The organism is Candidatus Nanopelagicales bacterium (assembly GCA_037045355.1).
GTDB lineage: Bacteria > Actinomycetota > Actinomycetes > S36-B12.
On the sequence record JBAOHO010000013.1, the window covers coordinates 309,054 to 332,995 of the forward strand.

The following is a 23,942-nucleotide window of genomic DNA, read 5'->3' on the forward strand; positions in this document are numbered from 1 at the left end:
GTGCCCCGGCTGATCGCCCTGGGTGGCTCCGTCACCGTCGCGGCGCTGCTCTTGACGACTGCCGGAGCCCAGGCGGGCGGGTCGTGGGGTCGGGCCAAGGTGCTCGACCGCGAACGGGTCGGTCCTCCCTCTGTCGCCACCGCCGAGAAGAAGGGCGCCGCCAGCGCGAGCTGGATCGATGACAGGGGCCAGGCTTTCGTCGTCAGATTCCGCAACAGCAAGTGGGAGGCCCCGGAACGGTTCGGCGAGCGTGGCAAGGTGGCCGACTTGAACGTCCTCGAGTCCGACGACGGGTCCCGCGCGTTGGCGGTCTGGGCCCGGGTGCGCCCCAACGGAAAACTGCGTGCTGTCATGGCGGCCGGGCGCACCGGAACCCGGTGGGGTCGTGCCGAAGTAGTGATGTCGGGCGCGAACTACCGCGGTATCGACGTATCCCTCTCCAGCGATGGTGAGCGGGCGGTCGCGGTGGTGGAGGCCGGCGTCGCCGGTGACCCGCGGCAGTCGGCGTTGTACTCGGCGACCATGCGCGGGTCTCAGTGGGCGAAGCCTCACCTGATCACCCAGCAGGGCGAGATCTCCGATGTTCACCTCGTGATGGACCCGTCAGCGGCCCGCAGTGTCTTGGCGTATCAGGTGGCTCCACCACAAGGTGGTGGTGAGCGGATCGTCGTCCGGGACGGTTCTCCGGCCAAGTGGTCTGCGGAGCAGACCGTGGCGACGGGCAGTCGCGAGTACGACAGTCTTTTCCTCGCGGACGCTGCGCTGGGCGGTGACACCGTCATGGTGGGCTGGGGGAGGACTGACGACGAGGCCGACCGCCAAGCGAGCGTGTCCGTTCGCACAGCCGGTAACTGGAGTGTTCAGTCGCTGAGCCCGCAACCGGTCAACCAGATCTCCGTCGGGGTCGCGAACAACGGCACCTCTGGACTCGCGGTGTTCCAGGAACGGGACCCGCTCGGAACCATGGCTGCCCGAGCGCAGAGTTGGACATCGGGTACCTGGGGCGCGCCGGTCACAATCGGGTCCGATACCGCCGGACTCGGGGTCTCGGACACCCGGCTGGTGATGAGCCGTTCCGGAGCCCACGCGACCGCCACATGGCTGGCCGTGGACGAATGCTGTGGCCGGGTGCTTCACTCCGCCGACTACCGGGTGGGCAGTGGCTGGACCGGCGACCAGAGGGTCTCCCAGAGGTCGGTGCGCTCCTACGCCGTGGCGTCCGCGCGCCAAGGTCGGCGGGTGGTGGCGGTCTTCGATCACCCCGCCGACAAGCCGACTATCGAAGCGGTCGTCAAGGCAGGCTGATCCGCGCTGATCCGCGGCGGTCGGCGACCGCTCGGCCAACCCCGAATCCACCGATCCTTCGGCTACTGCGCGCCACCATCGGGGCGCCCTGGCGGCGTTGCAGCCGCTCACCAGTGGCCCACACTGCCGTCGCGAGTGCGCCTTGCCATCGCACCCCGCTGGTGACCCTCGCTACTCCGAGAATCGGTAGATCCGGGCTAGCCTAACGTCGTGGGTACCTTTACCACCGCTCTTCAGGTGGTCCTGGCATACGGTTCTCTGATCGTCTTGATCTGGGCATTCGTCGATGCCCTGCGTTTCTCGAAGACCGACTACAAGATTGCCGACCGCATGCCCCGGATGGCCTGGCTGATCATCCTCGGATTCTGCTTCGCGATGCTGCTGTGGCTGGGGGGATGGCGCCCCGATGAACCGTTCGGGCCGCGCAGCATCATGTGGTTCGCGAGCATGTTGGTCGTCGCTGTGTACTTCTACGACATGCGCCCCAAACTCATGAACGCTCGCATCGAGCGCAACCGCTGATCTGATCCGGGCTGAACCCGGATTCACCGACCTGGCCGTCCGAGCACCTTCAGCTGCCGAACACCGCCCGCCCCGCCACGAAAGTCATCTCGACAGTCGCGTCGGAGGGATGGGTCGGGTCGAGCGTGATGTCGTGGTCGAGCACTGCGAGATCAGCTCGCTTACCGACGTCGAGGGTGCCGGACCGGCTCTCGTCCCCGTTGACGAAGGCAGAACCCGACGTGAACGCAGCCACTGCAGTGGACAACGGAACCCGCTCCTCCGGAAGGAATGGTGCGCTGTCGCGGTCATCGGGATTGACGCGGGTCACCATTACCTCTATCTCCTCAAGGGGATCGGGGGTGGTCACCGGCCAGTCGCTCCCGCCGGCGAGCACAGTGCCAAGTGCCGCGAGTCGGGCGAAGGGGTACTGCAGGTCGGAGCGCTCCCGGCCGATGAACGGAATCGTCAGTTCCTCCATCTGCGGTTCGGTCTGGGCCCAGAACGGCTGGCAGTTGGCTGCGACCCCCAACTCGGCGAAGCGAGGGAGATCCTCGGGCTGAATGATTTGGACGTGGGCGATGTGGTGACGTTGCCCAGCACCGTTGGCGGCGCGTGCCGCCGCCACGGCATCCAGGCTGTGCCGCACGGCGCGATCCCCGATCGCGTGCATGTGCACCTGGAATCCGGCCGCGTCCAACTGCGTGACAGCGGCTGCCAGCAGTTCGCGGTCGACGTAGTCGAGGCCGTGGTTGTCGGTATGGCCGCCGCACCCGTCGCAGTACGGCTCGAGTAGGGAGCCGGTGCGATTCTCGAGGATGCCGTCGGTCATGATCTTCACGGTCGTTGCCTGGTAGGCACCAGAGCCGCCGGCTTCGCGCAGCGTCAAGAACTCGTCGATCTGGTCCAGACCCCGATGACGGTCCCACCACAGAGCACCGACCACGCGTGCGTCCAGTTCGCCTTGAGCCGCCAGCCGAGCGTAGGCGGCGTGAGTCGCCGGGGTCACCCAGGCGTCCTGCCAGGCTGTGATTCCCAGGGAGTGCAGGTACCCCTGTGCGTGCTGGATGGCGGCCATCCAACCTTCGGTGTCGGGTTGCGGGACAACGCGCGTGTGGAACGAGTAGGCGGCGCCTTCGTGCAGCATGCCGGTGGGCTCCCCGGTGTGGGGGTCACGCTCGATCATGCCGTCAGCGGGGTCCGGAGTTGCGGCCGTCACGTCGCCCACTTCGAGTGCGTGCGAGTTGACCCAGGCGCCGTGCAGGTCCCGGTTGAACAGGAACACGGGGCGGTCCGGGACGATCGCGTCGAGGTCCTCACGGCGAGGACCTCCAGCGGGGAAGAACTCCAGCGCCCAACCGCTTCCTGTGATCCACCGGTCGTTCGGGTGGGCGACAGCGTATTCGGCGATGGCGGTGAGGTAATCCCGCCTGCCGTGTCGGTCGTTGAGATACACGTGCCGCATGCTGTTGCCGCCCACCGGAGCGTGGATGTGCGCATCCTGGAACCCAGGCAGGATCAGCCGTCCTGGAAGCGAGACCACTTCGGTGCCCGGGCCTTGATGCGCGCGCAACTCGTCATGGTCGGCTGTGATGGCGGCGATGTCGCCGTTGGCGATCGCAAGGTGTTGAGACCGCGCCACACCGTCGCGATACAACAGCGCATCGGTGATGATCGTGTCGGCGTGTCTCATCGATGAGATCCGAGCAAGTGAGATCGGGTCAGGGGATGAACGACAGGATCGGGGAGCCCTTCATGAACCGAACCTGTCGTTCGGCGCTGCCACCGGTCGGGTAGTTGCCCTGCCATTTGATGCGGGCGCGATAGATGTCGTACTTACCCGTCGGCTCCAATGCCCTGGAGCGGCAGGTCCAGGAGCCACCCGTCTTGCGCACGCAGAACTTGACAGTGCCGAAGTCGACGAATGACGACAGGTCGAATCGCACGAGTTGTCCCTTGCGCTGAATGCCATAGGCGACGTCGCCTGTGGGACTGGCGTACGAGTCCACGGTCTGCCACCCACCGGCGAGGGCCGGGGCGGGGGCCAGCGGGATCAGCAGGGATGCTGCCGCCAAGACGGCTGTTCGAGTTCTCATGGTGACCTCCGGTTCGACTCTACGCCCGCGCGCCGAATGGCCGCAGTACAAGATTCGACGCGGTCAGGGCTCCAGCAGTTTCGCCTTGGCGGCTGCGAACTCGGCATCACTGAGCGCCCCGGATACGTGCAGCCGAGTGAGACGTTCCAAAGCGTCAACCGTGTCGTTGTGCGTGTCGTTGTGATCGACCGACTCGGAGGAGCGGCTGTCGGGGTCAAGCGGATGTGGGATGCCAAAGGCGCGGAACACGGGAATCTGATCCGTCGCCGCTCCGTCGGGCATGCCCACGACAAATGTGCTGGGATCTGCGGCCAGGTACCAGGCCGGCCACACATCCCCCACGCGAGGCATCTGTGTCTGTGGGATGAGGATTCTTTTTCGACCCTTGGAACGGTTCGGCGCCCGACAGTGGCTCCAACTGGAACGTGAGGTTGCACTGGATGTTGATGTTGTTGACGACCATGCCGGTCGGGTCGATGCGCAGGAGTCGCGCGCGGGCCTTCTGCCCGTACTGAATGACTTGTTGCGCCTGCTCCCGCTTCGCAGCTGACATGCCGAACATCCCGCTACGACGGAGCGCGAACAAGACGCCCACGATGATCACGATGGTGATCGCAAGGGACAACAGGAGCGGTGACGTCATGGAGTCATGCTGTCACCGTGATCGCGGCCAGGCTGCTCGTCAACTGAGGAATCCCCCGGACTGGTGCGACCACAGCACCGAATAGGGCCCACCCGCACTTCGCAGTGACTCGTGACTTCCGTCTTCGACGATGTGGCCCGAGTCCAAGACCACGATTCGATCCATCAACTGAACGGTGGACAGTCGATGGGCGATGACGATCGTCGTCCGCCCGCTCATCGCTTCGGCGAGCGCTGCCTGGATGTGGACTTCGCTCTCGCTGTCCAATGCGCTGGTGGCCTCGTCCAACAACAGGATGGGAGCATCCTTCAATATGGTCCTCGCGATCGCGATGCGTTGCCGCTGACCACCCGACAGTTTTACGCCGCGCTCACCTACCTGGGTGGCCAGGCCATCCGGCAAGGCATCGATGAAATCCAGCGCGTACGCCTTGGCGGCGGCTTCCCGCACCTGCGTCTCAGTGGCATCGGGTCTTCCGTAGGCGATGTTCTCGAACAGCGACCGATGGAACAGCAGAGGTTCCTGAGGAACGTAGGAGATCGCTCGTCTCAAGCTGACTTGGGTCACGCTCGCGATGTCCTGGCCGTCGATCAGGATTCTCCCGGACTGGACATCGGCGAACCTGAGCAGCAGCCGGATCAGGGTGGACTTGCCACTGCCGGAATGGCCCACCAATCCCACCCGCTGACCGGCCGGAACGGACAGCGAGAAGTCGGTGAACAGGGGATCTTCGTGTTCGTCCAGGTGTCCGAAGGTGATCGACTCGATGTCGATGCGACCTGGACCTGGATGCAGCGAATGGTCGGTGCGATCGGCCACTCCGGTCGGCATGTTGAGGATCTGAACCATCTCGCGGGTGTCACCCATGACGCGGTTGTAGTCCCGCATGACCTGATTGATCTCCCACAGCTGAGTCGTCACCGTCATCGTGTATGTGACAGCGAGGTAGACAGCGGGAATAGACACCGAGTCCGTGGTGGAAGCCGCCACTGCGGCCACCACGGCGGAGACGTTGATGAGCGTCATGACGGCCGCGTATCCGGTGCTGTAACGCAGGAAGGGATACATGACCCCGAAGGACGTGTGGCGCCACTTCTCGGCCACGACCGCCGCTGACCTCTGTTCGCGATCTTCCGCCCCGTAGGCTTTGACGGCGCCGATGTTCGTCGTCACATCGGCCAGGAACCCCGTCATCGCGTTGCTGGCCGCGGCTTCGGACACGTTGAGGGGTTCCATCTTCCGTGCGGTTGCGACGACCAACCACACGAAGATCACACACAGCACAGCCAGCACGACCGCGTACTGCCAGATCACGAAAGACAAGATCGCCACCGCGGCGACGATCGTCGTGGTGATGGGCAGCACGATCCACACCACGTCATCCCAGAACATCTCGAACGCAGCAGTCAGTTTGCTCGTCGCGGACACCAGGGAACCGCTGAAACGGTCCGCGTGGAACGCCGTGCTCTGGGCCGTCAGGCTCGCGAAGACGCGCTCGAACAGGCTCTGGATCCCGGGGACCTCAAACGACCACATGGCCCACAGCACCAGGCGCCAGCCGACGATCTCGCCCGCCACCTGAGTGAGTGCGTAGGCGGCGATCAGGGGCCAGGCCGATTGCCAGGTGACCGAGTCCGACTGAATCTGCTCCAGCAGCAAGGAGATGACGAACGGTCCCGCGAAACTGCCGATCAGAACCGTTGCGACCGGCGCGATCAGGGACGTTGTCAGCAATGCGGGGTGCTGCGCTGCGGTCGTCCAGAACAGCCGCAACGTGTCGCGCGCCCCAACCGGGGGAGTCAGTTCTGATGTCACCGTGCCGCCTTGCCGCGACGAGTCAAGCAGACAGGGACTCGTCCCTCAACCCACGATGGCCCCCCGTCCAGGACGGCGAACCATCGATTGTTCAGTTGTCCTCATGGCGACGCGAGGATGGCGGCGTCGGTCGCCGCTTCGCTCCGCTCAGTCGCCGATCGTCGCCACCATGATGGCTTTGATCGTGTGCAACCGGTTCTCCGCCTGATCGAACGCAATGTTCGTCGTCGACTCGAAGACGTCGTTGGTGACTTCGAGGCCGTTCTTCATGCCCGTCGACTCCGCGACGTCCTGGCCCACTTTGGTATTGGTGTCGTGGAACGCGGGTAGGCAGTGCATGAACTTGACGTTGGGGTTGCCGGTCTTCTTCAGGGCCGCCGCGTTCACCTGGTACTTCTTCAGCTGCTTCACGCGCTGGGCCCAGACCTCCTTGGGTTCACCCATCGAGACCCACACATCCGTGTGGACGAAGTCCGCCCCCGGCAGCGCCTTGGCCGGGTCATCAGTCAGCAGGATGCGGGCGCCGCTCTCCTTGGCCCGCTCTTTCGCCAGCGCCTGGACCTCCTTGGACGGCCAGAGAGCCTTCGGGGAACAGATACGGACATCGGCACCCATGATCGCGCCCATGATGAGAAGCGAGTTGCCCATGTTGGAGCGAGCATCGCCCATGTAGGTGTACGTGATGTCGGAGATCGGCTTGCCGCGGCTGTGTTCACTCATGGTCAGGAAGTCGGCGAGCATCTGCGTCGGATGCCACTCGTCGGTCAGTCCATTCCACACGGGGACGTCGCTGTACTTCGCCAGATCCTCGACGTTCTGCTGCCCTGACCCGCGGTACTCGATTCCGTCGTAGAAGCGTGACAGCACCCGAGCGGTGTCGGCGATCGATTCCTTGTGGCCGATCTGCGAACCCGAGGGATCCAGGTAGGTCACGCCGGCGCCCTGATCGTAGGCGCCGACCTCGAATGCGCACCGGGTCCGCGTCGATGTCTTCTCGAAGATGAGAGCGACGTTCTTGCCCTTCATTCGCTGGCGTTCGTTTCCGGTGTACTTGGCGCGTTTGAGGTCGCGGGCCAGATCCAGCAGGAACTGCAGTTCTTGGCGCGTGAAGTCGATTTCCTTGAGGAAGTCACGGTTACGGAGATTGAACGGCATGGTGCCTTTCCTGTTCTTCTTGGTGGTGGGTCAGTTCGATTGGTGAGGTCGGTGAGGTTGGTGAGGTTGGTGAGGTTGGTGAGTCGGTCTTACGTGTCGATGGCCGGTGGGCCGCAGAGGTGACCAAATGGGTGGCAGGGGTCGACAACCCCCGCCACTCATTTGGTCACTCATCGCTCTGTCATTCGTCAGCAGAGCCACGCTCCATCGGGCAGGACATGCACCGCGGGCCACCTCGGCCCCGGCCCAGTTCGTTGCCCACGATTCCGACGATCTCGATTCCGTGCTTGCGCAGGAACGTGTTCGTCGTCTCGTTGCGGTCGTAGCCGAAGATGACTCCGGGAGCCACGGTGAGGAAGTTGTTGCCGTCGTTCCATTGCTCTCGGGCGGCGCCCAACTCGTCGATCGGGGTGAACAGCGGAATCATCTTCTCGACACCGACGGCGTCGGCGAGCACCGGCCACAACTCGTCGTTCTCCTCGATGTGGTAGGCACCGCTGTCGTCGGCCTTGGTCAACGTGAACGTGCGCAGATCCTCGGGCAACTCCGAGTACACCGAGAACTTGTCCTTGTCGATCATCGTCATCGCCGTATCGAGGTGCATCAGGCTTCGTGTCTTGGGCAACTCCACGACGATCACTTTGGTGATCTGCTGGTCAGGGGCACTGAAGTAGGCCTGGGCCAGCATTCCGATTCCCTGTGGGGTCGTGCGCTCACCCATGCCGATCATAACGGCGCCGTTACCCACGACCAGAACGTCGCCACCTTCGACCGTGGCGGGCTGGTGGTGCTCGTCGTCATTGCCGTAGTAGAAGTGCGGGATCTCGTCCTTGAAATCCGGATGGAAGTTCCAGATGATCCGGCTGTGGATCGTCTCGCGCTGGCGCGCGGGCTTGGCCATGGGGTGCACGGACACGCCCGCGTAAGCGAATGCCGAGTTGTCCCGCTGGAACAGATGGTTCGGCAGGGGGGTCAGCACGAAGTCGTAGTCCTCGAGGTAGGTCCACAGGAGGTTCGCGTACTTGGGCAACTGCAGATCCTTCTTCAGGATTCCGCCGATCATGAAGGTCGCCAGATCCGAGCCGCTGATGCCCTCGGCCAGTTCGCGCAGGGGCTCCACCAACTGCGGTCCGACCGACTCGGGGCGGGCCACCCGTTCGAGCAGGAAGTCGCGCGCCTCAGGAATCTCGAGGGCCTCTCCCAATTTGTCGCGGAACAAGTGGACCTTGACCCCGCGCTGCTCCAAACCGTCGGCGAACGCGCGGTGCTCCTCCCGTGCCTTGCGGGCCCACATGACGTCGTCGAACAGCAACTCATCACAGTTCTGCGGGGTCAACCGGTCCAGCTCGAGGCCCGGTTCATGAAGCATGACCTGCTTGAGCTGGCCGACTTCTGAGTCGACATGAAGGGTCATCGATGGTCCTTTCTCAGCACTTCGACGGGTGAACCTCCGTCTGGCACGATCCTTGCCGCCGCGGTGACTTGTTGCCACTCGGAGGCGTTAACGGCAGGTGAATGCCCGGGAAGGACACGGGTTCCGCCGGTTGGTCAGCGGACGAATGGCGCTTTCGAGTCACATCGTCGGTGGGAATCCGCTATGAACCGAAGTAGGTGTCAGTTCTCGCGTTCGAACGGAGTCGACATGGCCACGGACACTCCCGCTCCTGAGGCGCCGCCTGCCGAGGAGAAGAAGGGCTTCAAGTTCCCCACAGCGTTCACTGTGTTGTTCTTCGTCCTGTTGCTGGTGTGGGCGTTGAGCTTCGTGATCAAGCCTGGGGCGTACGACTACATCGCGTGCGGCGATGGCAACCCCAAGCCCATTCCGGCGTCTTACCACGAGACCGAAGTGGACGCCACGTTCAAGGACAAGCTCTACGACCTGTGGTTGTCACCCGTCAATGGCTTGTATGGCATCCAGCCCGACCAGGAAGTCGTCGACTCGCCCGAGGTCGCCGGCGCCTTCGATTCGCTGAAGGCGTGCGGATTCCTGCCCTCTGATATTCCGGAGGACGCCACCGCCGATTCGTTGACGCCCGAGCAGGTCAAGGAGTTGGAGGCTGACCTGCAGAAGCGTGTCGAGCTCCCGCCCACTGCCGACGGCGAGGTCGATCCTGACAGCGTCGCGCTCCTCGGACCCAAGCAGCCGATCGGGCCTTACGAGAACGGCAGCCTCTTCGGCGCAGTTCAGGTGTTCTTCTTCGTGCTCGCCATCGGTGCCTTCATCACCGTCACCATGGCGACAGGCGCACTGGACGCCGGTATCGGACGATTGACCCACCGATATCGGAATCAGGGGACAGTTCTCATCGTCATCCTGATGGCCGTGTTCTCGCTCGGTGGCACGACGTACGGAATGGCGGAGGAGACGCTGGGCTTCTACGCCCTGATTGTGCCCATCTTCGTCGCCCTCGGGTACGACCGAATAGTCGGCGCGGTGGTGATCATGCTGGGCGCCGGCATCGGAACATTGGCATCGACGGTGAACCCGTTCGCCACTGGCGTGGCCTCAGCCGGCGCCGACATCGAACTCGGCAACGGCATCGTGCTGCGCGCGATCATGTATGTGGTCCTGACCGTGGTCACGATTTTGTACGTGCTGCGCTACGCGAACAAGGTGAAGAAGGACCCGAGCAAGTCGCTGGCAGCTCCCGTTCCCGAGGACGAGCAGCTGCAGGCCGACGAGGCCGAACCCCCGCCCATGGACGGTCGGCAGAAGTTGGTCATCTGGATCTTCATGCTGACGTTCGCCCTGATGATCTTCTCGGTCATCCCCTGGGCTGACTTCAACGAGAACTGGGACACGTTCACGCTCGGGTGGTACTTCCCCGAACTGGCGGCGTTGTTCCTGGTCGCGGCGATCATCATCGGGCTCATCGGACGGCTCGGCGAAGAAGGCATGGTCAATGCGATCGTGTCCGGCATGGGGGACTTCATGGGCGCCGCGCTGATCATCGCTGTCGCGCGTGGCGTGACGGTGATCATGAACAACGCGGGCATCACCGACACCGTGCTGCACTCGCTCGAAGGTGTGGCCACCAGTGTGTCCGGTCCGTTGTTCGGCGTCGTGATGTTTATCGTGAACATCCCTCTGGCCTTCCTCGTGCCGTCGTCGTCGGGTCACGCGACTCTGGCGATGCCGATCATGGCTCCTCTGGCCGACTTCGCGGGTGTGTCGCGCGCGATCGTCGTCACGGCGTACCAGTCCGCGAGTGGCTGGGTGAATCTGTTCACCCCAACCTCAGCGATCGTCATGGGTGGTTTGACCCTGGCCAAGGTCGGCTACGACCGCTACCTGCGGTTCGTCTGGCCCTTGCTCGTCATCCTTTTCGTGATCGTGTGCGCGTTCCTGGCGTTCGGCTCTGTGTCGAGTTTGGGTGGTTCCCTGTCGTAGGGCGAGCGCCGGTACCCCCTTCAGTGGGTGCCGACTTCTCGTGGTGGCTGTGCGAGGACCGTGGGAGATACCGGGCGAATGTGACCGGGACCTTCGTCCTCTTACCACCTATGTCGGGCGAATCGGACACCGAATTTTGGGCCCTTAGGGTGAAACGGCACCAGGGGTCACGCGGACGTCACACAATGTGGTGAAAGTCTCAACACGGGTTTTCAACCCAACAGACAGCAGCCGCACGGGAGGTCGCAAATGCCCCAGCAGCCCTTGGCCCAGGTCCCCAAAGACGCCACCTGGCAGTGGCAGGACCATGGGGCTTGCCGGGAGGTGGACGACTCCTTGTTCTTCCACCCCCCGAATGAGCGAGGGCTGGCTCGGATCCGGCGGGACCGCGCGGCGAAGGCCGTGTGCGCGCGCTGTCCGGTGCGGGTCGAATGCGCTGACTACTCGATCAGATCCCGTGAGCCGTACGGCGTGTGGGGCGGTCTGACGGAAGAGGATCGTGAACGCATCTACGCGCGCATCGCCATCGCGGACTACCCCCGAGCACGGGGCGAGGGCGCGGTCATGTGCGCCGACGAGATCGCCTCGGCCGTTTCGGCGATCAGTCTCGGGATCGCCTGATCAGTCTCAGGATCAGGCGGGCTCCAGCGTGAGTCGCACGTCGGCGATGATCACCAGCCAGCGCAACAGTCACATGTGACAGTCGCCAGCGCCCATTAGGACGGTTTTGCTTGTTCCTCGGCGATCTTCGCGTGGACCTCGGTCATGTCGATGTCCTGGACCGCCGAGACAAGTTTGCGTAGTTCCGGCTCGGGCAGGGCTCCCGCCTGATTGAACAGCACCACCCCGTCGCGAATGACCATGAGCGTGGGGATGGACGAGATGTTGAAGGCTTGCCCCAGCCCTTGCTGGGCCTCGGTGTCGACCTTGGCGAAAACGATCTCGGGGAAGTCCTCGCTGACCTTCTCGTAGACCGGCCCGAACATGCGGCACGGACCGCACCATTCCGCCCAGAAGTCGATCAGGACCATGTCGTTGTTCTGGACGGTGTCGGCGAATGTCGCTTCGTCGAGGGCCACGGTGCTCACAGTGCACTCCTTCGTCTGTTGTCTCGTGCGTCTGTCATCCTGGTGGTGCTGTACCCCAGGGGGTATGAGGGCAAACGCACTGGGCTGCGTCATTGTTCCCCGAGCCCCGCATCGACGCACCACGGCTCTGCGTTCTGCAGCCTGCGGTGGGGGCGCATTATCGTGAGGTATGGACTGGTTGCCGGAACTCCACCGGCCCCCCCGGAGATCGCCTCAGCCCGGTGACCTATTGGTGTCGAGTCCCGCGCTGAGCGACCCCCGCTTCCGCCGCACCATTGTCTACCTGCTGCAGCATGACGACGAAGGGTCGGCGGGCGTCGTCATCAACCGCCGCTTCGAACGCTCCTTGGCTGGCCTCGACCTCCCCGCATGGGTGATCGACTCCGCCGCCGTGCGCGAAGGTGGCCCGGTATCCGACGATTCCCTGCTCGCCCTCGCGAGCACCGAGACCGCACCCAGCCATCTGCGTCGAGCGGTGGGGCCCCAGGTGTGTGTCGTCGACTTGGACGAGATCACCGACGAGGAGCAGTTCCAACCGCTTCAGCTTTTCGTGGGGTACGCGGGCTGGTCCGGGGGTCAGCTCGCAGGGGAGATCAGTCGTGACGACTGGCTGGTCGTGTCGGCGGATCCCTACGACGTGTTGACCACCGACCCCGACCGCGTCTGGGATCGGGTCCTGCGCCGGCAGAAGGGGAATATCCGGCTGTGGGCGACACTGCCGGAGTCGGTGTCCGCCAACTGAGTCAGGACGCGATCGGGCACTACAGTGGGCGCCATGAGTATCGGACCCACCGACACCCCAGGCCTGGGCGACACGCTGCTCGCCGAGCCCGAGACCCGCACGACTGACGGCGGCGACCATGACCGCTTCGCCCACTACGTGCCCAAGGACAAGATCGTCGAGAGCGCGGTCACCGGCGAGCCAGTGCGGGCACTGTGCGGCAAGATCTGGACCCCAGGACGCGATCCCTCGAAGTACCCGGTTTGCCCCGACTGCCAGCGCATCTACGAAGGGCTGCCTCCCGGCGGTGACGACTCGGACTCATAGGTCGCGGGACTCATAGGTCAGGACTCATCGGCGCGACTCCGGATGCGGTCATGTTGAGCCGTCTCGTCGGGCGATTCATCAGTGTTGTGTCGCATTCCTCCTCCGATTCCGAACCAATCGCCGAATCGGCGTGCCAGGTGCTTTCCTGAGGCCCCCCGATCTGTGCAAGGTGGGACAGGGAAGTCCGCGATCGTGAAGGGTGGTATCGATGCCTGCCGAGACCAGCCAGACGCTGGACCGCGGCCTGCGCGTCCTCGAGGTGCTATCCGACAATCCGGCCGGCATGACAGTGACGGAGTTGGCGAACGCCTTGGGCGTGTCGCGCACGATCGTCTACCGGCTCGTCGTCACGCTCGAGTTGCACGGGTTCCTGCGTCGCGCCCATGACGGACGTTGTCGGCTGGGCGTTGCGGCGCTGTCGCTCGCGCGTCAGATCCAACCGATGGTCCGCGATGCCGCCGTGCCATCGCTGCGGCGACTGGCCGAGCAGGTCAACGCCACCGCTCACCTCACCCTGGTCGACGGCTCCGAGGCGCTGGCCGTTGCAGTCGTCGAGCCAGCTCGTTCGGATTTGCACGGCACTTTCCGGGTCGGCGCGCGCACTCCACTCGACCGAGGTGTCGCTGGTCGTGCCGCGATCGCCACGCGTGCCTCAGGGCGCCCGCTGGAACCCGGCTGGGTGATTTCGGGTGGCGATCCCGCGCACGGTGGCTACGCGGTGGCTGCCCCCTTGATCGGCGTGGTCGGCTTCGAGGCCTCGGTCGGAGTCGTGTCCATGACGGAACTCGACACCGCGGTCGTCGGTCCGAAGGTGGTCGCAGCGTCCAACGACATCGCCCGCGCCTTGCGCTGATCCCTGGGTTGACCCCGTGGGGCGTCCGCGAGCTGCAGGAGCATCTCGAAGTCCCGATGGGCTGTCAGCGGCAACCTGTGATGGCAGTGGCGATCCGGTCCACGCCGGCCCTGGTGGCATCGATCGACGCCCATGAGGGCTTGTTGTTCACCACGATGGCGAAGGCCCTCAGTTTGCCGTCAGTGGAACTGGTGATCCCGGACAGTGCCACCACGTCGCTCAGGGTTCCGGTCTTGGCCATGATCCGACCTGCCGCACATGACGTTGCGCGGTCTCGGAACCGGCTTCCCAGCGTGCCGGTCTTGCCGGCGATCGGATATGACGAAGTGCGAAATCCCGTGGCGAGCCGTGGATCTCTCGGGTCGACCGCGGCGCGGGTGATGCTCACCAGCGTCTTGGTGGTCACTCGATCGGCTCGTGACAGCCCGCTGCCGTCAGCGGGCGAGAAGGAACGCATGGCGATGTCCAGCTCCGCGAGTTCGTCCCGGACGGCCTGGGCCGCCGCTCCCGCAGTGGTGGCGGAACCCCGCGCCAATGCCACATGACGGATGACGTTCTCGGCGATCGAGTTGTCGGAGTAGGTGAGCATGGGGGAGAGAACTTCGGCCATCGTGTGTCCGGCGAAGCGGGCGATCTCCGTGGACCCTTGTCCGGCCGAACCACGTGAGGCGCCGGGGTCGACCGGGACGCCTTTGCTCTTGAGTCGTTTGCGGAAGAACTTGGCGGCGTCGGCCGAGGGATCCGCCACCGGTGCCAGGTCGCGCGTGAGCGCCGTGGGGCGCGAGGCGTAGGCCGTGTAGTAACTGGGCATCCACCCGCGAGGAGACTGCGGGGCAGCGAACAACGAATCGTCGTAAGTGACGTCGTACTTCTGGTCCCGGTCGCCCGACAATCGCTCGGCGACCCTTTGGGCGAGTTCGTCGAGATTCGCCGAACTCAACAGTGCGTCGCCGCCCCCGACCACAGTGATGGTGCCTTCGTCCTCGTTGAGGCGCACGACCGTCGGCATCAAATGGTCAGGTCCGACCGCGGAAAGCGCTGCCAACGCGGTCGCTGTCTTCTGTGTCGAAGCGGGGATCATCCCGACGTTGGAACGGTGTGCGAACTCCACCGTTCCGGACGCCAGGTCTTCCACGCGGACCGAGACATTCGAACCCAATGCGTCCAGCCCGAGTCGGCGGTTGAGCCGCTTGCGCATGGTCGCCAGGTAGTCCTCGCTGGTGGTCGTGGCCGGCGCCTGAATGGAGGTCGGGATCGCGCCCGTGACCCCAGTGGGCCACGGTGGGACTCGCGTCGAGGTGGCGTTCGCTCCGGGCGTCGGCAGGGTCAGGACGAGGCCCACGGCCAGTGCCGTGACAGCCCCTTTCAGCGTTCGAGTGGTCGTCATCTTCTGCGGGTGTGAGATCACGGTGGGAACCTACCCCTGGGTCGCCGGGCGTCTGGGCCAGAGTTGCATACGTTTCGTTAATCGGAGGAATTGGCTCGGTATCCGGAGGCCTTGGCTCGGTATCCGGAGGCCTTGGCTCGGTATCCGGAGGCCTTGGCTCGGTATCCGGAGGCCTTGGCTCGGTATCCGGAGGGATCCGGCACCGTGTGCGGAACGTCTGACAGGCAGGTGAACGGCGAACTGGGGGAGAGAAGGCGGCCGGAAGGCGCCGGAAGGCGCCGGAAGGCGGCGAGATGGTGGGAAATGGTGCCATTTGTCCTGGTAACGGACATTTTGGATGTGCTGCGAGCCGATGAGACACGCGGCCACGCAGGTGAGTGAGGATAGACGGATGCAGCGAACTAAGAGTCGACGGCGCCACGTCGCCGCCCTGGTCCTGGCCACTGCTGTCGCCTTGGTCACGGGCATGACCGGGTCCGTCGCCGGCGCCGCAGAGAAGTCCCGCGCCGTCAGCGGCTGGTTCGGCTACTGGACTTCGCCTCAGGACATGATCGAGATCGCCCAGGGCAGCAACGGTGTGCTCGGCGAGGTCAACATCTTCTGGTGGAGCTACCACGGCAGCGACAACCCCGTGTGCACCACAACACTCTCCTGCCCGTCCCCGTCCGCGACACCGTGGGCCTCTCAGGCGCTGCTCAAGTCGGCTCGTGGTCTGCAGGCCCAAGGCATCGAGGTCTACGCCACCCACACCGATCTCGACGGCGCGCGCGCGGGCAGTCTGTCGGGTTACCTGGCCAAGAAGGCCAACCGGCGCGCCATCGCGGACAAGCTCACGGATTGGGCGGTCAAGTCCGGCGTCGACGGCGTCGACCTCGACTGGGAGAACTTCGCGTTCAACGACGGCAGCAGCTCCTGGGCCACGACGCGACCTCGGCTGACCAACGCCGTGAAAATCCTCGGCAAGCGCCTGCATGCGCAGGGCTTGAAACTCTCCGTCACCGTGCCCGGTGGCTACAAACCGTTCCTCAGCGACGGCAGTCCCAACCCGGGCGGCGGTTACACCGTGTACGACTGGGCTGCCCTGGCCCCTCACGTCGACCGATTGCGGCTGATGACCTACGACTACTCGTGGGATCGCCCTGGCCCCATCGGTCCGCACGGTTGGACTCGCGATGTGGCTCGGAGCGCCGTTGCCCAGGTCGGCCAGGAGAACGCCGCCAAGATCTACATCGGACTGCACCAGTACGGCAAGGCCTGGTACGACCGCGACGACAGTGACGACTACATCACCATTGGCCAGTGTGACCCCCGGTGGCAGCCGGATGGGCAGGATGGGGTCTCGCTGACTCCCGACGAAGCGATCGAGTTGGCGCAGGACAAGGGCGTCACCCGGCGCTTCGACAAGCCGTCGAAGGAATGGACCTTCACGTACACGAAGACCGAGGCCGGTCATTGGACCAACGACAAGGGCAAGCGGCGCACCGCTGAGTGTGAGGTCCAAAAGGTCGTCTGGTACGGCGGCACGCGCACCGGAGTCGGCCGGATGAAGATCGTGCGGCAGACCAAGATCGGTGGCATCGCGATCTGGAATCTCGCCAGCCTCGACGCTGGATTCTTCCCGGCGCTGAAACCCTTCGTGTCGGCGCAGAACAAGCGCTAGCCCTCAGGGGGCCCAGTCAACCCCCCCGGCATCCAGTCAGCGTCGCGTTGCGAACGCTCATGGCACCATTGGGCCGTGACCGCTGTCCCGGAAGTTGTCGAGCAGGCCGACACCGAAGTCGTGCCCGACCGACCGTGGGTGACAGTCGTGTGGAACGACCCCGTCAACCTCATGGAATACGTCACTCACGTGTTCATGTCCTACTTCGGCTATGACCGGGACAAGGCAACCGCGCTGATGCTCGATGTCCACAACGAGGGCCGGGCCGCGGTGAGCAATGGTTCGCGCGAAGAGATGGAGCGAGACGTCGAGGCCATGCATGGGTACGGACTGTGGGCCACCCTGGTCAAAGACGACTAGGGGCGTCAGCGAGCTCGGCGCACGAACGATGCGAGACGCGACAAACGACACGCGACAAAGAGACAGGCGCGAAAGGAAGACATGGTGTTCGGCACCCGGCGGGGATTCGTGTCCGGAAGACGCGGTCTGCAACTGAGACTGGAGGGAAACGAGGCAGCAGTGCTGGCTGAGTTGCTGACCCAGTTGGAGGCGATGGTCGAACCGGTCGAGCCCGACGGATCCCACCCCCTAGAGGAGCTTGCTGCGCACTTCGGAACCACAGCGACCGGACGACCCAGCCCTGCTCAGGCTGTTCCCCGACGGCTACCTGGACGACCCGGAGGCAGCCGGTGAGTTTCGACGCTTCACCGAGCGGGGCCTGCGAGAGCAAAAGCACGGACGGCTCACGACTGCCACTGAACTGTTGAGCACCATCCCCAGCGGTGACCAAGTGCACGATGTTGCGGTCTCCCCCGACCAGGCGGAGGCATTCCTGGGGGTCCTCAACGATCTACGACTGGTGTTGGGGGTACGGCTCGGGATCGTGTCCGACGACCAGGATGTGACCGAAGACTGGGCTGACGACGATCCCCGGGTCGCGACCTTCGCGGCGTACCAGTGGCTTACCTGGCTGCAGGCCAGTTTGCTCGATGTCATGGCCACAGGCAGGCGCTGATGCTTCGTATCGATCAGGAGATCGCCGACCGGATCATCGCCCACGCCCGAGCCGACCATCCGGACGAGGCGTGCGGAGTGGTGGCCGGCCCGGTGGGAAGTGACCGACCCGAGCGTTTCGTTCCCATGCTCAACGCCGCCCGGTCACCCACGTTCTACGAGTTCGACTCGATGGACTTGCTGCGTCTTTACCGGGACATGGACGACCGCGGTGAGGAACCAGTGGTCATCTACCACTCGCATACGGCCACCGAAGCCTTTCCGTCACGCACCGACATCTCCTACGCCTCGGAACCCCATGCACACTACGTCCTGGTCTCGACCCGTGAGACGGGATCGGAGGCCGGGTCCGGCGGAGTTCCGTTCGTTTCGGATCATCGACGGGAACGTCACGGAGGAGCCTGTCGAGTTCATCTGACCGAAGGCCAGGGAATCCGTCGGACCGACCCACTGTTGGAGCCGACGACAAGGAAGCGAGACGTACATGCGGTTGGCGGGCTGAGCATTGCGCTACGACTCTCTGCTCGACTCTGTGGGGCACACCCCCTTGGTCGGGTTACCGAGGCTGTCTCCGAGTGCCGATGTGCGCTTGTGGGCCAAGCTCGAGGACCGCAATCCGACGGGGTCGGTCAAGGATCGGCCGGCCCTGGCGATGATCGAGGACGCCGAGGCGCGCGGTGTCCTGAGCCCCGGTGCCACGATCCTGGAACCCACCAGCGGAAATACCGGCATCTCCTTGGCCATGGCGGCGCGCACGAAGGGCTACCGGCTCATCGTGGTCATGCCCCGCAACACGTCACGTGAGCGAACCGAGTTACTCAAAATGTGGGGCGCCGAGATCATCTACTCCGACCCCGTCGGAGGATCGAACGAGGCAGTCCGGGTCGCGAAGGAACTGGCCGCACAGCGCCCTGACCACGTCATGCTGTACCAGTACGGCAACGAGGCAAACGCAGCGGCGCACTACCGCACGACCGGTCCCGAACTCCTCGCCGACCTTCCCGAGATCACCCACTTCGTCGCCGGGCTGGGTACCTCGGGGACGTTGATGGGCGTCGGCCGGTACTTGCGCGAAGAGCGACCGGATATCGCGATCGTCGCAGCGGAACCGCGCTACGGGGAGTTGGTCTACGGGCTACGCAACCTCGAAGAAGGGTTCGTCCCGGAACTCTACGATCCGCAGGTCCTGACCTCGCGGGTTTCCGTGGGCCCGCGCGACGCTGTCCAGCGGACGCGGGAACTGATGGACCGCGAGGGGATCTGGGCAGGGATCTCCACCGGGGCGATTCTGCACGCCGCACTGGCTGTGGGAGCGCGTGCGGTCCGCGACGGGGTCCAAGCCGACATCGCGTTCATCGTGTGTGATGGCGGCTGGAAGTACCTGTCGACCGGGGCCTATGTCGGTCCCCTCGACGATGCCCAGCGGGCCCTCGACGATCAGATCTGGGCGTGAGAATGGACGCACCGATCGGCATCTTCGACTCCGGCGTGGGCGGTCTCACCGTGGCTCGGTCGGTGCTGGACCAGTTGCCACACGAGCCCATCGTGTATGTGGGTGACACCGCTCGGGGTCCCTATGGCCCCCGGCCGCTCGCCCAGGTGCGTGAGTACGCGCTCGAGGTCATGGACCATCTGGTGGACGAGGGCGTCAAGATTCTGGTCATCGCCTGTAACTCCGCGTCCGCGGCGGTGCTGCGCGACGCCCGGGAGCGGTACCGGGTGCCGGTCGTCGAAGTGATCCAACCCGCCGTACGTCGGGCGGTCAGCGCCACCCGCAATCAGCGGGTGGGCGTCATCGGCACAACAGCAACGGTGACATCACAGGCCTATGACGATGCCTTCGCGGCAGCGACGCATCTGCAGTTGTACTCCCAGGCGTGCCCATTGTTCGTCGAGTACGTCGAGGCGGGTGTGACCGGCGGCTCGGAGTTGCTCGATGTCACGCGGCAGTACCTGCAGCCTTTGCAGGAAGCAGACGTCGACACGCTGGTGCTCGGATGCACCCACTACCCGTTGCTCACCGGTGTGGTGTCGTACGTCATGGGCGACGCAGTGACCTTGGTCAGCAGCGCCGAGGAAACCGCGAAGGATGTCTACCGGGTACTCGCCGCCAACGACCTGCTGCGAGCCGATTCGGAACCCGCTCCGGTGCACAGGTTCTTGGCGACCGGGGACCCGGAACCCTTCGAACGGCTCGGCCGTCGATTCCTCGGCCCGGAGATCGGTGACGTAGGTCATGCGCCCGTGGAAATGGAAGGCTCCCCGGCGCAGTTAGGGTGATCTTGTGCACCTTACTGTCGTTGGATCCGCCGGGTCTTTCCCCGGTCCGGAATCTCCGGCGTCGTGCTATCTCGTGGAACACGAGGGCACCACGATCGTCCTCGACATGGGCAATGGATCGCTCGGCCACCTGCAACGTTTCACCGACATCTACGACATAGACGCGGTGGTCCTGAGCCATCTGCACGTCGACCATTTCATCGACGTCTGCTCGTATCACGTGGCACTGAGGTACCGCCCCGACGGCATCTCGCGGCGGATCCCGATATGGGGTCCGGCCGACACTCATCAGCGCCTGGTGGCTGCCTACGGTCTCAGGGATGGGGCCGACATGTCGGGGGAGTTGGACGTGCGCGCCATCCAACCTGAGTTCAGTGTGGGGCCGTTCACGATCACGACCCAGCGCATGACCCATCCCGTCGAGGCGTACGCCATCCGCGTGGACGCGGGCGGTCGTTCACTGACGTACTCCGGCGACACCGGGCCCAACGATCGGCTGCGCACGCTGGCGCGCGACACCGACTTGGCCCTCTTCGAGTCGTCCTTCGTCAGCGGCCCGGCCAACCCGCCCGACCTGCACATGACCGGCGCCGAAGCCGCCGAGATCGCCGACCGTGCCGGAGCGGCTGGACTGCTCGTGACCCATCTTGTGCCCTGGCATCCCCCCGAGCGGATCCACGCAGAGGCGGCCGCTGTGCGCCCGGATGCCCAGCTCGCGCACCCCGGACTCGTGGTGGGGATCTGAGCCCTGCTCACTGTCGCCTACAGTGACCGGATGAGTAGATCTGACGGTAGGGCCGATGACGAGTTGCGGCCTGTGACATTCCAGAGGTCCTGGTTGGACCACGCCGAGGGGTCAGCCCTGGTGTCCTTCGGTCGTACCCGGGTGCTGTGCGCGGCCAGCTTCGAACCCGGAGTGCCGCGCTGGCGCCGTGATTCCGGCGAAGGCTGGGTGACCGCCGAATACGCGATGCTGCCCCGCGCGACGAACACCCGAGGTGCCCGCGAATCCGTCCGCGGCAAGATCGGTGGACGCACCCACGAGATCTCCCGACTCATCGGGCGCTCGCTGCGGGCAGTCATCGACTACCGCGCTCTGGGTGAGAACACCGTTCACATCGACTGCGACGTTCTCCAGGCTGATGGCGGCACACGGACCGCGGCGATCACCGGTGCCTACGTGGCCCTTGCAGACGCCATCACGTGGGCCAAGAGCGAGGGGATCATCGTCCCCGGCGCGCAGGTACTGACCGATTCGGTCGCAGCGGTCTCGGTCGGGATCGTCGGCGGTACTCCCCGGCTGGATCTTCACTACGACGATGACGTCAATGCGGACACGGACATGAACGTGGTGATCACGGGCGGAGGCAAGTTCGTGGAGGTGCAGGGAACGGCGGAGAAGGAGCCGTTCGACCGTGCGCTGCTGGACGAACTGCTGAACCTCGCCACCATCGGATGCGCTCAACTCACGAAGCGACAGGCCCAGGCACTGGCCGATGTCTGAACGTCCACGCATCGTCCTGGCCTCCCGCAATCCGGGCAAGATCGCCGAACTGCAGCGGATCCTGGCGTCCGCTGATCTCGACGTGGAGGTTGTGGGATCAGAGGCTTTCGCGGACCTGCCCGACATCCGGGAAACTGGCCAGACGTTCGCCGACAACGCCGCCCTCAAGGCAGAGACTGTCGGACGACATACAGGACTGATCGCCATCGCCGACGACTCGGGCCTTACTGTCGATGCGCTGAACGGAATGCCCGGAATCCTCTCAGCCAGGTGGAGCGGCCGCGATCGAGATGATGATGCCAACGTGGACCTGGTTCTGGATCAGATGAGCGACGTCCCCGATGACCTCCGCACCGCTGCCTTCCGCTGTGCGGCCGCCGCGTTCCGCCCTGGAACCGAACCCCGCCTCGAGGTGCGCGAGGCGGAAGTCCGGGGAGTGCTGCTGCGCCAGCGCCGCGGAATCGGTGGCTTCGGATACGACCCGGTGTTCCTGCCCGATGGCCACGCGCTGACGACCGCAGAGATGGAACCGGCCGAGAAGGACGCGATCAGTCATCGGGGACGCGCCCTGCGCGACCTCATTTCGGTCATCCGTCCCTGGTTCGGCCGACCTGGGGGCCGTGGTTGGTAGCGTCGCGACCATGGGCCAACGGCTGGGTCGAACTGCGGTCTTTCCCGTCATGGGTTCCGCCTGCCTGGTGGCGGTGACACTGTTCGCTCCGGCGGCCCAGGCAGCGTCGGAGCCACGCCCGCCGGGTCACGGTGGTACATCTCGCCTGTGGTCGTTCCAGTCGGAATCCGCACCGCCGTCGGCACGGCAGCAGGCCCGTCGTGATCTTCTGCGGGGACCGCTCACCGGAGGGCTGCGACCCGGGGGCCGCCAGAGCAACGAACCGTACGTGCCCCAGCAGGGCTGTTACGCCGGGGAACTGCCGGGAGTCGCGGCATTTCGGGAGCTGCTGTTGGCGACTTATCCGCGGCCTGAGGAGTCGCTGCACGTCTACAACATCACGCGCGGCTGCAACGTCGACGGGATCAGCGAGCATGAGGAGGGGCGGGCGCTGGACTTCGAGGCTCACACCAACCGTCCCCGAGAGGACGCCCAGGCGCGGCATCTGCTGCGGTGGCTGACCAAGAACGGCGGCTATCACGCCAAGCGGTTCGGCCTGATGTACATCATCTACGACCGACACGTCTGGGGTGTCTACAACCAGAGTTGGCGGCGCATGTCCAACCGCGGCAGTGTCACGGACAACCATCGGGATCATGTGCACTTCTCATTCACCTGGAACGGGGCGCTGCGGCGTACCGCGTATTGGACCGGCCGGACGCCACCGACCGACTTCGGTCCCTGCCCGAAGTGGCGAGGACACTTCGCCCCGGTAGCTCCCGAGCGGCTGCAGGGCAACCCCCGGCATCATCCGTGCGGCTCGCCGCGGCCGATTCCGGATCGCTGGCGGTTCGGTCCGTCCGTCATGTACTGGCAGTCGGGCAAGCCGGTGCGATGGGTCCAGCAGTTCCTGACCGAAGAGGGGCAGTACACCGGACTCGTCAATGGCGAGTTCGGGTCGCTGACGTTCCAGGCGGTGCAGCGCTACCAGTGGGCGGTGGGCCTGCCGGGCACTGGGGTGTGGGATCCGGCCACCCAGAACAAGTCGAAACGAGCCGTCGGGGTCCGCACGCCGAGCGACATCGTGGTGGACCCACTGCCCACCACTGTTGCCCCGGATCAGGAGTTGGCGATCGCGGCCAGTGTCGGTGGTCGGTGGCCCGAACGACCGCGCTCCGTCAGGCTCGAACGGTTGGCCCAGTCAGGCCAGGTTGACCAGCCAGGTCAATCGGGGGAGTGGGAGATCGTCTCCACTGCCCTCAGCGAGCCAGGTGGCGCGGTGCTGTTCACAACTGCCGTTCCGGTGGGGGAGTGGTCGTACCGCGTGGTCGCCGAGCAGACCAGTTACGCCAAGCGGGTCGTGTCAGAGCCCCAGCAAGTGTCGGTTGTCCCCGACTCGGTCACGCCCATTGACCCGTCGTCCACCCCCTGACACCCGACACCCGACACCCGACACCTGACACCTGACACCCGACACCCGACACCTGACACCTGACACCTGACACCTGACACCTGACACCTGACGCAGCGCGCAGATCACCCGGGCGCTCGTCGCGCGCTGATGCGATTGTTGTCCCGGCGCTGCTCATCCG

General features: G+C 64.9%; 24 protein-coding genes and 1 pseudogene. 17 read left to right on the forward strand and 8 right to left on the reverse strand.

Annotation, left to right across the window (positions count from 1 at the left end):
• Positions 1-1,305, forward strand: coding sequence for a hypothetical protein (locus V9E98_08045; protein MEI2716934.1), 1,305 nt, complete (start codon positions 1-3; stop codon positions 1,303-1,305).
• Positions 1,306-1,515: 210 nt separating this feature from the next.
• Entirely contained in the window at positions 1,516-1,827 is a 312-nt protein-coding gene (locus V9E98_08050) for a DUF2516 family protein (protein ID MEI2716935.1), read from the forward strand.
• 49 nt (positions 1,828-1,876) lie between these two features.
• Here V9E98_08050 and V9E98_08055 read toward each other — a convergent pair whose 3' ends face one another.
• From V9E98_08055 to V9E98_08080, 6 genes are all read right to left on the reverse strand, one after another.
• Positions 1,877-3,499, reverse strand: a complete 1,623-nt coding sequence (locus tag V9E98_08055) for an amidohydrolase (protein ID MEI2716936.1) — start codon at positions 3,497-3,499, stop codon at positions 1,877-1,879.
• A 28-nt stretch (positions 3,500-3,527) separates the two neighbouring features.
• The gene (locus V9E98_08060) at positions 3,528-3,902 is read right to left on the reverse strand and encodes a hypothetical protein (protein MEI2716937.1); all 375 of its coding nucleotides are present in this window, start codon (positions 3,900-3,902) and stop codon (positions 3,528-3,530) included.
• A gap of 63 nt (positions 3,903-3,965) precedes the next feature.
• Positions 3,966-4,253 carry an SHOCT domain-containing protein gene (locus V9E98_08065; protein MEI2716938.1) on the reverse strand — a complete coding sequence of 96 codons (288 nt, stop codon included), beginning with the start codon at positions 4,251-4,253 and terminating at the stop codon, positions 3,966-3,968.
• 331 nt (positions 4,254-4,584) lie between these two features.
• A complete protein-coding gene (locus V9E98_08070; protein MEI2716939.1) occupies positions 4,585-6,360 on the reverse strand; it encodes an ABC transporter ATP-binding protein in 1,776 nt (591 codons plus the stop codon).
• Between the two features lie 147 nt (positions 6,361-6,507).
• The gene (gene argF, locus V9E98_08075; protein MEI2716940.1) at positions 6,508-7,515 is read right to left on the reverse strand and encodes an ornithine carbamoyltransferase; all 1,008 of its coding nucleotides are present in this window, start codon (positions 7,513-7,515) and stop codon (positions 6,508-6,510) included.
• A gap of 181 nt (positions 7,516-7,696) precedes the next feature.
• The gene (locus V9E98_08080) at positions 7,697-8,929 is read right to left on the reverse strand and encodes an arginine deiminase (GenBank protein MEI2716941.1); all 1,233 of its coding nucleotides are present in this window, start codon (positions 8,927-8,929) and stop codon (positions 7,697-7,699) included.
• 228 nt (positions 8,930-9,157) lie between these two features.
• Here V9E98_08080 and V9E98_08085 point away from each other — a divergent pair, with 228 nt between their 5' ends.
• Positions 9,158-10,906 carry a hypothetical protein gene (locus tag V9E98_08085; GenBank protein MEI2716942.1) on the forward strand — a complete coding sequence of 583 codons (1,749 nt, stop codon included), beginning with the start codon at positions 9,158-9,160 and terminating at the stop codon, positions 10,904-10,906.
• A 249-nt stretch (positions 10,907-11,155) separates the two neighbouring features.
• The gene (locus V9E98_08090) at positions 11,156-11,527 is read left to right on the forward strand and encodes a WhiB family transcriptional regulator (GenBank protein ID MEI2716943.1); all 372 of its coding nucleotides are present in this window, start codon (positions 11,156-11,158) and stop codon (positions 11,525-11,527) included.
• Between the two features lie 95 nt (positions 11,528-11,622).
• Here the strand turns inward: V9E98_08090 and trxA are convergent, their stop codons facing one another.
• Positions 11,623-11,994, reverse strand: a complete 372-nt coding sequence (gene trxA, locus V9E98_08095) for a thioredoxin (protein ID MEI2716944.1) — start codon at positions 11,992-11,994, stop codon at positions 11,623-11,625.
• Between the two features lie 232 nt (positions 11,995-12,226).
• On the opposite strand from trxA, the gene V9E98_08100 reads away from it, so the two are divergent.
• From V9E98_08100 to V9E98_08110, 3 genes are all read left to right on the forward strand, one after another.
• On the forward strand, positions 12,227-12,736 hold the full coding sequence (locus V9E98_08100; GenBank protein ID MEI2716945.1) for a YqgE/AlgH family protein: 510 nt from the start codon (positions 12,227-12,229) through the stop codon (positions 12,734-12,736).
• A gap of 33 nt (positions 12,737-12,769) precedes the next feature.
• Positions 12,770-13,042 carry a DUF3039 domain-containing protein gene (locus tag V9E98_08105; protein ID MEI2716946.1) on the forward strand — a complete coding sequence of 91 codons (273 nt, stop codon included), beginning with the start codon at positions 12,770-12,772 and terminating at the stop codon, positions 13,040-13,042.
• 208 nt (positions 13,043-13,250) lie between these two features.
• A complete protein-coding gene (locus V9E98_08110) occupies positions 13,251-13,895 on the forward strand; it encodes a helix-turn-helix domain-containing protein (protein MEI2716947.1) in 645 nt (214 codons plus the stop codon).
• Between the two features lie 64 nt (positions 13,896-13,959).
• Here the strand turns inward: V9E98_08110 and dacB are convergent, their stop codons facing one another.
• Positions 13,960-15,303: a D-alanyl-D-alanine carboxypeptidase/D-alanyl-D-alanine-endopeptidase gene (dacB, locus tag V9E98_08115; protein ID MEI2716948.1), complete on the reverse strand. Its 1,344-nt coding sequence runs from the start codon at positions 15,301-15,303 to the stop codon at positions 13,960-13,962.
• 370 nt (positions 15,304-15,673) lie between these two features.
• Here dacB and V9E98_08120 point away from each other — a divergent pair, with 370 nt between their 5' ends.
• From V9E98_08120 to V9E98_08165, 10 genes and pseudogenes are all read left to right on the forward strand, one after another.
• Positions 15,674-16,942: a glycosyl hydrolase family 18 protein gene (locus V9E98_08120; protein ID MEI2716949.1), complete on the forward strand. Its 1,269-nt coding sequence runs from the start codon at positions 15,674-15,676 to the stop codon at positions 16,940-16,942.
• Between the two features lie 75 nt (positions 16,943-17,017).
• A complete protein-coding gene (gene clpS / locus V9E98_08125; GenBank protein MEI2716950.1) occupies positions 17,018-17,302 on the forward strand; it encodes an ATP-dependent Clp protease adapter ClpS in 285 nt (94 codons plus the stop codon).
• Between the two features lie 238 nt (positions 17,303-17,540).
• Positions 17,541-17,957, forward strand: a complete 417-nt coding sequence (locus tag V9E98_08130; GenBank protein MEI2716951.1) for a DUF2017 domain-containing protein — start codon at positions 17,541-17,543, stop codon at positions 17,955-17,957.
• Positions 17,957-18,220 (forward strand): annotated as a pseudogene (locus V9E98_08135) (M67 family metallopeptidase). Before V9E98_08130 ends, V9E98_08135 begins: the two are co-directional and overlap by 1 nt.
• 241 nt (positions 18,221-18,461) lie before the next feature.
• Positions 18,462-19,409, forward strand: coding sequence for a cysteine synthase (locus V9E98_08140; GenBank protein MEI2716952.1), 948 nt, complete (start codon positions 18,462-18,464; stop codon positions 19,407-19,409).
• Between the two features lie 2 nt (positions 19,410-19,411).
• Positions 19,412-20,236 (forward strand): glutamate racemase, encoded by an 825-nt coding sequence (gene murI, locus V9E98_08145; GenBank protein MEI2716953.1) that lies wholly within the window; start codon positions 19,412-19,414, stop codon positions 20,234-20,236.
• A gap of 4 nt (positions 20,237-20,240) precedes the next feature.
• Entirely contained in the window at positions 20,241-20,981 is a 741-nt protein-coding gene (locus V9E98_08150) for an MBL fold metallo-hydrolase (GenBank protein ID MEI2716954.1), read from the forward strand.
• Between the two features lie 30 nt (positions 20,982-21,011).
• On the forward strand, positions 21,012-21,740 hold the full coding sequence (rph, locus tag V9E98_08155; protein MEI2716955.1) for a ribonuclease PH: 729 nt from the start codon (positions 21,012-21,014) through the stop codon (positions 21,738-21,740).
• A complete protein-coding gene (gene rdgB / locus V9E98_08160; GenBank protein ID MEI2716956.1) occupies positions 21,733-22,371 on the forward strand; it encodes an RdgB/HAM1 family non-canonical purine NTP pyrophosphatase in 639 nt (212 codons plus the stop codon). The genes rph and rdgB overlap by 8 nt, the downstream gene beginning before the upstream one ends.
• Before the next feature lie 10 nt (positions 22,372-22,381).
• Positions 22,382-23,782, forward strand: coding sequence for a peptidoglycan-binding domain-containing protein (locus tag V9E98_08165; protein ID MEI2716957.1), 1,401 nt, complete (start codon positions 22,382-22,384; stop codon positions 23,780-23,782).
• Positions 23,783-23,942 lie beyond the last annotated feature (160 nt).

Coding starts and splice junctions, on each gene's coding strand:
- V9E98_08110 (MEI2716947.1), top strand. CDS start 13,251: ATGCCTGCCGAGACCAGCCAGACGCTGGACCGCGGCCTGCGCGTCCTC.
- rdgB (MEI2716956.1), top strand. CDS start 21,733: ATGTCTGAACGTCCACGCATCGTCCTGGCCTCCCGCAATCCGGGCAAG.
- V9E98_08065 (MEI2716938.1), bottom strand. CDS start 4,253: ATGCCTCGCGTGGGGGATGTGTGGCCGGCCTGGTACCTGGCCGCAGAT.
- V9E98_08060 (MEI2716937.1), bottom strand. CDS start 3,902: ATGAGAACTCGAACAGCCGTCTTGGCGGCAGCATCCCTGCTGATCCCG.
- V9E98_08085 (MEI2716942.1), top strand. CDS start 9,158: ATGGCCACGGACACTCCCGCTCCTGAGGCGCCGCCTGCCGAGGAGAAG.
- argF (MEI2716940.1), bottom strand. CDS start 7,515: ATGCCGTTCAATCTCCGTAACCGTGACTTCCTCAAGGAAATCGACTTC.
- V9E98_08055 (MEI2716936.1), bottom strand. CDS start 3,499: ATGAGACACGCCGACACGATCATCACCGATGCGCTGTTGTATCGCGAC.
- murI (MEI2716953.1), top strand. CDS start 19,412: ATGGACGCACCGATCGGCATCTTCGACTCCGGCGTGGGCGGTCTCACC.
- V9E98_08165 (MEI2716957.1), top strand. CDS start 22,382: ATGGGCCAACGGCTGGGTCGAACTGCGGTCTTTCCCGTCATGGGTTCC.
- V9E98_08120 (MEI2716949.1), top strand. CDS start 15,674: ATGCAGCGAACTAAGAGTCGACGGCGCCACGTCGCCGCCCTGGTCCTG.
- V9E98_08090 (MEI2716943.1), top strand. CDS start 11,156: ATGCCCCAGCAGCCCTTGGCCCAGGTCCCCAAAGACGCCACCTGGCAG.
- rph (MEI2716955.1), top strand. CDS start 21,012: ATGAGTAGATCTGACGGTAGGGCCGATGACGAGTTGCGGCCTGTGACA.
- V9E98_08105 (MEI2716946.1), top strand. CDS start 12,770: ATGAGTATCGGACCCACCGACACCCCAGGCCTGGGCGACACGCTGCTC.
- V9E98_08080 (MEI2716941.1), bottom strand. CDS start 8,929: ATGACCCTTCATGTCGACTCAGAAGTCGGCCAGCTCAAGCAGGTCATG.